A 10,349-nucleotide genomic window follows, 5' to 3' on the forward strand; every position below is an offset into this window, starting at 1 on the left:
CTAGACTTAGGATCTAGTGTCTTCGACGTGGGAGTTCGAGTCTCTTCACCCGCACCATTTATAAAAACACTTCGGATTTTCCGGGGTGTTTTTTATTTTGAATTTTCAGAAGCGATTTTTCGGGTTTGGGGCCATTGTGAAAATTTAATAATCATTTGAGTTCGAAAACAATAAAATACAATATATGAAGTGTGGAGATTTCAAGGGAATTTTTAATAATGAACACTATTAAATGAAGTAATATCAATAAAATTTATATTAATTTCTTGTATTATCCTAAAATTGGTGTATAATTTAAATGTAGTCTAAATTTAGTAAAAGTGAATAAATAGAATTGAAGTATAATCATATTGATTGACTGTTGAATTTTTATTTATATCATTTACAGCAATTTAGAAATTATTATAAAAATTCGGAGGTATTGATATGAAAGGTACAGTTAAATGGTTTAACTCAGAAAAAGGTTTTGGATTCATTACTACAGAAGAAGGAACTGATGTATTTGCACACTACTCACAAATTCAAAAAGACGGCTTCAAAACATTGAATGAAGGTGAAAGTGTAGAGTTTGATGTTGTTGAAGGTGCAAAAGGACCACAAGCAGAAAATATTGTCACTTTATAACAAAAAAACAGCTTTGCTGCAGGAATAGTCATTAAGGCCTGGATTGTATTCAGGTCTTTTCTTGTGCTTTTAAATATGTTTATTTCCTTGATATTTCGGGTGATATGTATTATATTTATAGCTTAGGAAAGTTAAGAAAATGATTTTAAAGGACGTGTGAATAGATGGGAATGAAGATTAGAATAATAGGATTGTGTCTAGTGGCAATGTTGTCCATGTCGGGATGTGGAAACGGCCATTCCGATGTTGAAAGTTCCAATGATGCGCAGCCCCTTGAAGCTGTAGAAATCATTGTGGATGGAAGTACCGCTTCCAGAAACGAAACTGTGGATATAGTTGTTGAGGCAATATTCGAGGATGGAGAAAGGCAAACTGTAACAGGTGGATTTGTGATTTCTACAGACTTGATTGTTGAAGGTGAAAACAGTGTAATAATACCTGGAGATGCCTTGACAGGTGAAGACTTTGAAATAGCCGTTGAGTATGAAGGTGTTGGTGACAAAAAGAGTATAAAAGTGGTAAATCTTCTGAGTGAAACAATAGATGATGAAGGAATTATAACCAATCCCGAAGCATTGGATATGGTTGTAAACAAGCAAAGGACCCTTCCTTCGGATTATGTGCCTGAAGATCTGGTGAAGGTGGAAGTGGAGACGTGTTTGCCTAATGAAGAAATAAACCAGCTTAGAGAGGTTGCATCGGATGCTCTTACGAGAATGTTCGAGGGGGCTGAAGCCGATGGATTTACACTTGTTGCCAGGTCGGGATACAGGTCATACAATACCCAGACAGCACTTTACAACGGATATGTAAGCAGACATGGACAGGAGTATGCTGACAAGTACAGTGCCCTGCCAGGTCAGAGCGAGCATCAGTCCGGTCTTGCCATGGATATTACTGCGCAAAGTGTAGGGTTGCAGCTGGAGGATTATTTTGGAGATACGGATGAAGGGAAATGGGTTTCGGAGCATGCCCACGAATACGGCTTTATCATAAGATATCCGCTGGGTATGGAGGATATAACGGGATATCTATATGAACCGTGGCATCTCAGATACCTTGGAGTGGATTTGGCTACTGAAGTATATGAAAGCGGCTTGACCCTTGAAGAGTATTTCATGAGTTTTGAATAGCAGGCATATAATGCGATGGATACAGAACAACCTGCCTTGGCAGGTTTTGTTTTGTAAAAGGCTGACGTACTGAGGGTATCGTTTAGCAGGAATAAAGAGAAAACAGTAAGGGTGGAGAAGTTATGAATTTGGTTTCCATAAGGGATATTTATAAAAGTTTTGGTGAAAAGGTTCTTCTGAAAGGAGCATCACTCAATATAAACGATGGGGACAAGATAGGTCTGATAGGTGTCAATGGTTCAGGCAAATCGACTCTTCTCAGGATAATCATGGGAGAAGACTATGCCGATGATGGGAAGCTTGAAATAGTCAATAAGAGAACGATAGAGTATTTAAGTCAGAATCCTGATTTTGACAGCGAATTGACGGTTTTGGATCAGATATTCAAGGGAAGTTCAGATGAGATGGATATTTTGAGGGAGTATGAGGGGCTGCTTGCCAAAGCTGAAAAGAGTGTTTCCGGACTTGAAGATGAAATAATAAGACTCCAGGGCGTTATAGACAACAAGAACTTGTGGAATATGGAAAGTGAAGTCAAAAGCATCCTTACCAAGTTGAAGATATCCGATTTTGAAGCCAGGATGGGGACTCTTTCAGGAGGCCAGAGAAAAAGGGTCGCCCTGGCAGCTGCACTTCTCAAGGAGTGCAATCTTCTTATACTTGACGAGCCTACAAACCACATGGACAGCGATCTGATACAGTGGCTTGAGGAATACTTAAACAACAGAAAGGGCGCTCTTCTAATGATTACCCACGACAGGTATTTTCTCGACAGGGTAACCAATGTCATTGTAGAACTGGACAAGGGTGTTCTTCATAGATATAACGGCAACTATTCCTACTATCTTGAAAGCAAACTGGAAAGAGAAGCCCTTGAGTCGGTTGAAAAGGACAAGAGAGAAAAGCTTTTTAAAAAAGAGCTAGCCTGGATGAGAAAGGGAGCAAGGGCCAGAACTACCAAGCAGAAAGCACGAATACAAAGGTTCGACAAGATAAAGGATTCTCTTGAACATAAAGTTGATGAAAATCTTGAAATATCTGTTGCGACAAGCAGACTTGGAAAAACCGTTATTGAGTTGAAAAACATATCAAAGTCATATGGTGAAAAGGTGCTCATTGACAATTTCAGTCATATTTTTCTAAAGGATGACAGGGTGGGGATTGTCGGACCAAATGGAACAGGAAAATCGACTCTTGTAAAAATCATCACTGACCAGGTGGTTCAGGACTCGGGTGAAATACTCAGGGGACAAACCGTCAAAATAGGATATTTTTCCCAGGAGAATGAGGACCTTGACGGCAGCATGAGGGTTATTGATTATGTGAAGGAAGCAGGGGAGTTTCTTGAGACTGCAGATGGGGACAGGATTTCAGCATCAAAAATGCTTGAAAGATTTCTTTTTTCCGGTGATGTGCAGTACAGCTATATAAGAAAGCTGTCCGGGGGAGAGAAGAGAAGATTGTATCTCTTGCGAATACTCATGTCATCTCCCAATGTATTGATATTTGACGAGCCTACAAATGACTTGGATGTAAGGACCCTTTCCATTTTGGAGGATTTCCTCGATACCTTCAAGGGGCCTGTCATCACAATTTCACACGACAGGTATTTCCTGGACAGAATATGCAACAGCATATTTTACTATGAAGGAAATGGAGCAATAAGGAAGTATCCCGGCAATTATTCCGATTTAATTGAGAGAATGGAAATGGAAAGGATGACAAGGGAAGCTTCAGGGGAAGATGTTGACAGTAAACAACTGGAGACGGAGAAAACTTCCAGAAACAATAACAGAACCAAAAAGCTAAAGTTTTCATATTCGGAGAAAAAGGAATTTGAAGAAATTGATGGGATAATAGAAGATATTGAAAACAGGATTGAAGAAATAGAAGAGGAAATGTCTGGTTGCACCAGTGACTATGTGAAGCTTCAGGAGCTTATGGACGAAAAGTCGAAACTTGATTCTCTTCTTGAAGAAAAAATGGAAAGATGGGAATATCTGAATGAGCTGTCTGAGGAGATTGATAAACAAAAGAACAGCTAATCAAAACTGTTGATAAATGGGAAACCCTGTGACGCGCCAAAACCGTCACAGGGTTTTAAGAATTAATTATTCGAAACTGCCATATTTTTTTGCTGCATTGACCATGATTTCAGCTTTTTTGAAATCAAGGGGAGCTGGATATTCGCATCCGGTGGACATAATGAATGCACCATCCTTTGCCATTGTTTCTATCTGCTTTCTGCATTCCTCTTCAACTTCATGTTCCTTGGCGATAAGCATCCAGCCTGGATCGACATGTCCCATCAGTATTGTTTTGTCCCCGTATTTTTCCTTCATCTCTTCGTAGGAAGAACAATCGTCGGGATAGTGGAGAAAGGAGAATGCAACAGGATTCATCCTTTTAAGCTGTACATCAAAGTATGGTCCTCCGCCACAATTATGAATCATAAACAGGCTGTTCAAACTTTCTACATGCTTGGCTATGTCTTCCATATAAACTCCTTCGAACTCATCCCACATGCTTTTGCTCATTATGGTTCGAGATGCGAAGAGTGTATCGAACATTACTCCGTGAACTCCTGTTTCTACAACTGCAGTGCACAGTTCTTTAAGTGTTTCAGTTATTTCGGACAGACTTTCCTTGACTTCATCAGGGTTCATCATCAAGTCCATAAACAGGTTGTCGTGACCTCTTAACATACCTAGTATTCCCAGAGGGCCAAAGATGAATGCTACAATTGCCTTTTCGTTGCCTCTTGCATCAACAAGTTTTTGACAAAGCTCTATATGCTCCTTCATTCTAGGTGTTTCTCTTGGATTTATTTTTTTTATTTTTGAATAGTCTTCAACGGACTTGATTACCCTGTCGTCATGTACTGGACATGCAGCTTTGTCTTCGTAATAAATCAATTCCTGTCCCCAGTCCGCCGCTTCAACTGATAGGTCCACCAGAGTATTTATAATGTCAAGATCCAGTTCATCTGTTGTTCTTATTATTGATTCGGCACATTTATCTACATTTTTTGTCCATTCTTCGTAACTAAGTCCGAGAGTTTTTCTTGATACGCTGTTAACCAACGGGCTTACCGGTATCCTGTCTGTTTTTTTTCTTTGAAGTGTAAGGGTTACCCTTTCAAGTGAATTCATTCACAACCTCCTGTTTTTTTCTATATTCTATATTTTTTGGGAAATAAATATAGAAATTATATGAGGTTTTTAGTAATTTTTTGTCACATTTGGTTTACTTCGGAATCGGGAACAAACCGACCTAATGACGATTGGAATTTTTTGGGAGTGACTCCTGTCAGATTCTTGAAAACCTTTGAAAAGTAACTTTGATCGTTAAACCCTACAAGGTATGAAACTTCTGCAACGCTTATTCTGTTTTCGAGAAGAAGCTCCTTGCTCTTTTCAATTCTTATTTTGTTTAGATATCCCTTGAAGGTCATGTTCAATTCCTCGGTAAAAATTCTACTGACATATGACGGACTTAGATGGACTTCGTGTGCCAAGTCTTCAAGGGATAAGGGATTCATATAATTGGCATTCAGATACCGTATGCTTTGATAAATTGCATCGATATGTTTTATATTGTCATAGGAATTTATGAACTCGAAGAAATTGTCAAAAAAATCATTTATATATTCTATGAGCTTGTTAATGTTCTTCAGTTCGGTGATTTCCCAAATGTACTTGTTGTTCAGGTCGAAAATGGTATCAGTATCCGTACCGCTTTCAAGAACTGCCCTTGATAAAATGACCAGTATCTCCAAAACTCTCGTCTTGATGGTCTTGAAATCGATGTTTTTATTGCAATACATCGAACTTATTATTTCAATAATTAATTTTTGGCAATCAGACTTGTTTCCTGCTTTAGCCAGTTTTATCAGTTCATTCTCTTTTTCAATGGAATAGTGGTTTTGTACTTTTGAATCATCTGACTTGAGTTGCTGAATGTAATCGTTGAAAACAGAAAGTTGAGTAAGGTGTTTTTGACTGTTTACGTGGGAATAATGACTTATGTCAGAAACGTGACAAGACATTAGAAACAGCATCTCCGAAAGACCTGTTATGGTATCCGGGTTTATTTTTTCGGTATCTACAAGGTTATTAAACAATTCCTCGGATTTATCTTTGGGCAGGTAAAGTTTATCCAATACTTTTTCAAACAGTTTTTTTTCTGGAGGTATCAGGGCGTATGAACCGCTGATGAAGGAGCCAATCGTAATTCCGTCTATGGTTATGGGTGAAATCCAGTTCACAAGGCCCATGGGGCACAAAAAAATATATTTGCCTCCGAAACGGTTTGCCTGGTGAGCATTGTATATTTTATATTTTTTACAGAATGCCTGGTCGTCCAATGCCGTCTCTAGCTTTTTGCACAAAGTGCAAAGTTTTGTAGAATCGGTTTTATATACTGTTTCCCCGTTTTTATCTATAATCATGCAGTTTTTGGAGGTTGCTCTGCTATAATTGTCGGCAACCTCCATTGCCTTTTCAAAATCAAAATATATATTGTCAGTCAATTTGGTTTTTAACATATGCCCTCCGTGAATATTAGCTATACAATGATTTGTGCAGTATCATTATAGCATTTTTGGCAATTAAGTAAAGTGCAATTCTTAGTACTGCTGAGATTATGAATTGATCAACTTTCTGGCTTAAATGCATCACGATTTCAAAAAGTCAAATCTTTGTTGTGCGTAGCAGAAAAAAACGGACAAGCTTTTGCTTGTCCGTATGATTTGCTTGTTGCATATACATTATAATAGGAATATTCCTCTGTTTTCACATTCTGCTTTCATGTCTGAAGGCCAGATTGAAGACTGAACTTCTCCTATGTGTGCTTTTCTGAGGAAGAAAAGACATAGTCTTGATTGTCCGATTCCTCCGCCTATTGTGTAGGGGAGTTTCTTGTTGAGAATCATATTGTGGTAGTCGAGTTTCTTTCTTTCAGTGTCTCCGGTTATCTCCAGTTGTTTTTCCAGTGCTTCCTCGTCAACTCTTATACCCATGGAGGATATTTCTAGACCAAGCTCCAATATGGGGTTCCACAAGATGATATCGCCGTTCAATGACCAGTCATCATAGTCCGGAGCTCTTCCATCATGTTTTGTACCTGATGCCAGCTCTCCGCCTATTCCTGTAATAAAGATTGCGCCGTGTTTTTTTGCTGCAGCTGACTCTCTCTGCTTTGGTGAAAGATTCGGGTAGGTGTCTTCCAGTTCTTGAGCAGTTATAAATGTTATGCTCTCCGGAAGTATTTCGCTGAAAAAATCATATTCTTCGGCAAGATAGTTGTCCAGCTCCTTAAGGCTTGCATATATCTTGGTTACTGTCTCTGTAAGGTAGTCCATGTTCCTGTCTTCCCTTTGAAGGATTTTTTCCCAATCCCACTGGTCTACATAGATTGAATGAAGGTTGTCAAGGTCTTCGTCTCTTCTTATTGCGTTCATGTCGGTGTAGAGACCTTCGCCTGGATTGAATCCGTACTTGTGAAGAGCCATTCTTTTCCATTTTGCGAGAGACTGTACTATTTCAACCCTTTTTTCATATAGGTCTTTAATAGTGAAATTGACAGGCCTTTCGTATCCGTTCAAGTTGTCGTTGAGTCCTGTCTCCGGTGCTACGAAAAGCGGCGCTGATACCCTTGTAAGGTTCAATTGTGAAGACAGGCTTTTTTGGAAAAAGTCCTTGACTTTTTTTATTGCGATTTCAGTTTCCAGCACATTTAAATCTGATTTGTAGTTTGCCGGATAGAGTATTTTGTCTATCATTGTTTTGCCTCCTGGAATTTCATATAAAATCATTATATTATATTATAAATTTTTTTCAATAAAAACATAGTTTTAATATTAAAAAATGATGGAAAAACGTTATTGAAATTGTAAAAAACAGTTGATATTAGGTGTATTTATGATATAATATTGAGATGACTTACAGGTGTAAGTTTCTTTAGTATGTAGATTTAATAATAACTACATCAATATTTACTCGACAAAATAAACGTATTATCAATTTTATATCGATGATTTTATCGTTTATATATAAATATTTTACAATTTTAGGAGGAAGTAATGGCTAAAGTAGTCGGCAAAGAAAAAAATGTAGTATCAATAGAGTTTGAAATATCTCAACCTGAATTTCAGAAAGGTATTGAGAAAGCTTATAAGAAGATGAGAGGAAGAATAAACATTCCTGGATTCAGAAAGGGCAAGGCTCCAAGAAAGATTATAGAGATGAATTACGGAAAGGAAGTTTTCTATCAGGATGCAATCGATATAGCTCTTCCTGATGCATATGAAGCTGCAATCAAGGAACTTGAAATCAATCCTATCAATAGACCTTCAATAGACATCAAGGAAATGGAGGAAGGCAAGGATGTATTGGTTGCTGCAGATATCGAGGTTATGCCGGAAGTAACCCTTGCTGATGTTGCTTCAGTAGAAGTGGAAAAGATAGAGTACACTGTTACTGATGAAGATGTAGACAACGAAATGAAGAGAATGCAGGAACAAAATGCAAGAATAATAACTGTAGAAGACAGAGCCATTGAAAATGGAGACACTGCAGTGATTGATTATGCAGGATTCAAGGGAGAAGAGCAGTTTGAAGGCGGAACAGCCGACAACCACTCACTTGAAATAGGTTCGGGCTCATTCATACCTGGATTTGAAGATCAGCTTATTGGCAAGAATGCAGGAGAAGAAGTGGAAGTGAATGTTACATTCCCTGAAGAGTACCACTCGGAGGAACTTGCAGGACAGCCTGTAGTATTCAAGGTTAAGATCAACGAAATCAAGGCAAAGGAGCTTCCTGAACTTGATGATGAATTCGCGAAGGATATAAGTGAATTCGATACATTTGAAGAAATGAAATCCGATGCAAAAGCAAACATGATCAAAAGAGCTGAAGACAGTGAAAAAGTTGCAATCCAAAATGCAGCAGTAAATGCCTTCACTGAAGCAAGTGAAACTCTTGTTCCCGATATACTTGTAGAAAATGAAATAGACTACCAGATCAGAAACTTCGAACAGCAGATGTCAATGCAGGGAATCAACATGCAGGACTACTACAAAATGATCGGTTCAGACATGAGTGATCTCAGAGACAATATAAGACCTCAGGCAGAAGTAAGCGCAAAGACTGAGCTTGTTATAGGAGAGCTTATCAAGCAGCAGAATTTTGAAGTTTCTGACGAAGAAGTCAACGAAGAACTTGAAAATCTCGCAAAACAGTATAAAATAGAAGATGAAGAGAAAATCAACGAGTTTAAAGAAAACCTTAAAGCTCAGAGCACAGACTATATAAATGATACCATCCAAAGAAGAAAAGCAATGGAGTACCTGGTTGCAAATGTTAAATTCGTTGAGAAAAAAGAAGAATCCGAAGAGGCAGAGGAAGATTCTGAAAAATAATTTGTGGAGGTGCACGACATGCCATTAGTACCTTATGTAATTGAACAAACAGGAAGAGGAGAAAGATCCTACGATATTTATTCAAGACTTTTGAAGGAAAGAATCATTTTCCTTGGCGAAGAGGTAACAGACGCTTCGGCCAGTGTAATGGTAGCACAATTGTTATTTTTGGAAGCAGACGATCCAGATAAAGATATTCAAATATATATTAACAGCCCGGGTGGTTCGATAACTGCCGGAATGGCAATATATGACACAATGCAGTATATCAAGCCTGATGTTTCCACCATTTGTATAGGTATGGCTGCAAGCATGGGCGCTTTCCTGCTGGCTGCTGGAAAGAAAGGCAAGAGATTTGCACTGCCAAGTGCGGAAGTAATGATTCATCAGCCATCTGGAGGATCTAAAGGTCAAGCTACAGATATTGAAATACAAGCAAAAAGAATCTTGAAGATGAAAGATGATTTGAATAAAATATTAGCTGAACGAACTGGACAACCAGTTGAGAAAGTTGCTGCCGACACTGAAAGGGATAATTTCATGACTGCAGCCGAAGCCAAAGAATATGGCTTGATTGATGAAGTAATAATGTATAGAAAATAAGGGGGGCTTTGATGTCTAAACATGACGATAAGCAATTAAGATGTTCATTTTGTGGTAAGACACAGGATCAGGTAAAAAGGCTGATTGCAGGTCCGAATGTATATATCTGCAATGAATGTGTTGAGTTGTGTAAAGAAATAATTGATGAGGAGATAGACTTCATCGAGGACGAGGAATTCAAGAAACTGCCTAAGCCTGCGGAAATAAAGAATTATCTCGACCAGTATGTAATCAAACAGGACGATGCAAAGAAAGCCCTGGCGGTTGCAGTGTACAACCACTACAAAAGAATAAACCTGAATTATTCATAGAAACATAAGAACCACTAAAAATTTCATATTTAGCATGTATATCAAGCAATTTTCCTAAGGAAAGTGCCTTGCTGTATTCTTCAAAAAGGTGTTCGCTTAAAACTGATGCGAACGGATCAAAGTATTCCCTAAAAAAGGGTAGACTACCCCCTGGGTATGTAGGGTTCAAGTTTTTTGAAATCCTTAGAAAGATAATCCTTCAATCCTTGTCATAGCACGCTGAAAATGTTCCTGTAGCGGATAACTGCTGCACAA

The 10,349-nt window shown here is 38.4% G+C and carries 8 protein-coding genes and 1 pseudogene; 6 read left to right on the plus strand and 3 right to left on the minus strand.

What is annotated here, in order from left to right:
* The first annotated feature begins 426 nt into the window (after nt 1-426).
* The 3 genes from BUB05_RS14750 to BUB05_RS14760 all read left to right on the plus strand — a co-directional run bounded on the left by BUB05_RS14750 (nt 427) and on the right by BUB05_RS14760 (nt 3,802).
* Nucleotides 427-624: a cold shock domain-containing protein gene (locus tag BUB05_RS14750; RefSeq protein WP_073050387.1), complete on the plus strand. Its 198-nt coding sequence runs from the start codon at nt 427-429 to the stop codon at nt 622-624.
* A gap of 164 nt (nt 625-788) precedes the next feature.
* A complete protein-coding gene (locus BUB05_RS18885; RefSeq protein WP_175548576.1) occupies nt 789-1,757 on the plus strand; it encodes a M15 family metallopeptidase in 969 nt (322 codons plus the stop codon).
* Nucleotides 1,758-1,879: 122 nt separating this feature from the next.
* Entirely contained in the window at nt 1,880-3,802 is a 1,923-nt protein-coding gene (locus BUB05_RS14760; protein ID WP_073050388.1) for an ABC-F family ATP-binding cassette domain-containing protein, read from the plus strand.
* A gap of 66 nt (nt 3,803-3,868) precedes the next feature.
* Here the strand turns inward: BUB05_RS14760 and BUB05_RS14765 are convergent, their stop codons facing one another.
* From BUB05_RS14765 to asnA, 3 genes are all read right to left on the minus strand, one after another.
* Entirely contained in the window at nt 3,869-4,909 is a 1,041-nt protein-coding gene (locus BUB05_RS14765) for a uroporphyrinogen decarboxylase family protein (RefSeq protein ID WP_073050389.1), read from the minus strand.
* Nucleotides 4,910-4,992: 83 nt separating this feature from the next.
* Nucleotides 4,993-6,303: a helix-turn-helix domain-containing protein gene (locus tag BUB05_RS14770; protein WP_073050390.1), complete on the minus strand. Its 1,311-nt coding sequence runs from the start codon at nt 6,301-6,303 to the stop codon at nt 4,993-4,995.
* A 222-nt stretch (nt 6,304-6,525) separates the two neighbouring features.
* Nucleotides 6,526-7,539 carry an aspartate--ammonia ligase gene (asnA, locus tag BUB05_RS14775; RefSeq protein ID WP_073050391.1) on the minus strand — a complete coding sequence of 338 codons (1,014 nt, stop codon included), beginning with the start codon at nt 7,537-7,539 and terminating at the stop codon, nt 6,526-6,528.
* Between the two features lie 300 nt (nt 7,540-7,839).
* Between asnA and tig the strand changes: the two genes are divergently transcribed.
* From tig to BUB05_RS14790, 3 genes and pseudogenes are all read left to right on the plus strand, one after another.
* Nucleotides 7,840-9,180, plus strand: coding sequence for a trigger factor (gene tig, locus BUB05_RS14780; protein WP_073050392.1), 1,341 nt, complete (start codon nt 7,840-7,842; stop codon nt 9,178-9,180).
* 18 nt (nt 9,181-9,198) lie between these two features.
* Nucleotides 9,199-9,783 (plus strand): ATP-dependent Clp endopeptidase proteolytic subunit ClpP, encoded by a 585-nt coding sequence (gene clpP, locus BUB05_RS14785; RefSeq protein ID WP_073050393.1) that lies wholly within the window; start codon nt 9,199-9,201, stop codon nt 9,781-9,783.
* Between the two features lie 11 nt (nt 9,784-9,794).
* Nucleotides 9,795-10,079: pseudogene (locus BUB05_RS14790) on the plus strand (ClpX C4-type zinc finger protein); the annotation flags it as partial.
* Nucleotides 10,080-10,349: the final 270 nt, after the last annotated feature.

The organism is Dethiosulfatibacter aminovorans DSM 17477 (assembly GCF_900142005.1).
Lineage (GTDB): Bacteria > Bacillota > Clostridia > Tissierellales > Dethiosulfatibacteraceae > Dethiosulfatibacter > Dethiosulfatibacter aminovorans.

Bases quoted from the DNA above. Each gene is read 5' to 3' on its own strand.
- BUB05_RS14750 (WP_073050387.1), top strand. From the start codon at position 427: ATGAAAGGTACAGTTAAATGGTTTAACTCAGAAAAAGGTTTTGGATTC.
- clpP (WP_073050393.1), top strand. From the start codon at position 9,199: ATGCCATTAGTACCTTATGTAATTGAACAAACAGGAAGAGGAGAAAGA.
- BUB05_RS14765 (WP_073050389.1), bottom strand. From the start codon at position 4,909: ATGAATTCACTTGAAAGGGTAACCCTTACACTTCAAAGAAAAAAAACA.
- BUB05_RS18885 (WP_175548576.1), top strand. From the start codon at position 789: ATGGGAATGAAGATTAGAATAATAGGATTGTGTCTAGTGGCAATGTTG.
- asnA (WP_073050391.1), bottom strand. From the start codon at position 7,539: ATGATAGACAAAATACTCTATCCGGCAAACTACAAATCAGATTTAAAT.
- BUB05_RS14760 (WP_073050388.1), top strand. From the start codon at position 1,880: ATGAATTTGGTTTCCATAAGGGATATTTATAAAAGTTTTGGTGAAAAG.
- tig (WP_073050392.1), top strand. From the start codon at position 7,840: ATGGCTAAAGTAGTCGGCAAAGAAAAAAATGTAGTATCAATAGAGTTT.
- BUB05_RS14770 (WP_073050390.1), bottom strand. From the start codon at position 6,303: ATGTTAAAAACCAAATTGACTGACAATATATATTTTGATTTTGAAAAG.